The sequence below is a fragment of the Kocuria subflava genome (assembly GCF_012163155.1).
Lineage (GTDB): Bacteria > Actinomycetota > Actinomycetes > Actinomycetales > Micrococcaceae > Kocuria > Kocuria subflava.
In genome coordinates this window covers 1-709 of sequence record NZ_JAAVUN010000122.1, presented here as the reverse complement: position 1 = coordinate 709, position 709 = coordinate 1, and the positions used below count along the sequence as shown (strand labels likewise).

The 709-nt window shown below is 67.0% G+C and carries 1 protein-coding gene; it reads right to left on the bottom strand.

The window, feature by feature from the left end; all coding sequences use genetic code 11:
• On the bottom strand, positions 1-567 hold a 567-nt coding region (locus tag GTW58_RS13310; RefSeq protein ID WP_168023586.1), incomplete at its 3' end, for a helix-turn-helix domain-containing protein.
• Positions 568-709 lie beyond the last annotated feature (142 nt).

Here is a 709-nt window from a genome sequence, read left to right as displayed (position 1 = left end):
GGAGTGCAGGTCCGTGTACCCCCGCTCCGACCCAGCTGACTTCGCGCGACCAGTGGTCTTGGCCTGGCCGCTGTCGCGCCCATGAATGCGCCAGCCGCCGCCGTCAGGGATTCGGCCGACCTTCTTCACATCGAGGTGCACCATATGACCGGGCCAGCGGGCGGTAATCTTCCCTGGCTTGCGATTGGTATCGCCGCCGGGGTCGATGAATCTGCGTCGGCCAAGGCCGAGCCGGCTCAGGTGTCGGGTGACGGTACGCCGGTGGATCCTGACGTCCAGCTCGGCGAGCTCGTAGGTGATGCGCTGGGCAGACCACTTGTGTTCGCGCCGCCAGAAATCGATCCGTTGGATGACCCAGGCTGCTGTCGCGGTACGGCTGTGGTGGGGCGTCGAGGCACGGTCGTGGAGACCGGCTTCGCCATGCTGTCTCCACCGGTTGACCCACTTCGAAGCGCACGCGCGTGAGATGCCCATCTCGGCAGCTACGTGCCCGATTGGACGGGTCAGGCACCGATCCACGAGCCGGCGTCGGCCTTCAAGGCCCAGCGGAGCATTGGCGTGCGTCACTTGGCAGCCTCCACATTCCGTACCCGCGGGGCGATCATGCGCAGCGTGGGCAGCATGACGAGGAGTGCGAGAGCGGTCAGCGCGGTCGCTGCCCACACGGGCCCAAGGTTGCTCGAGCTCTCGAGCGTTACCGCTCCGAGCG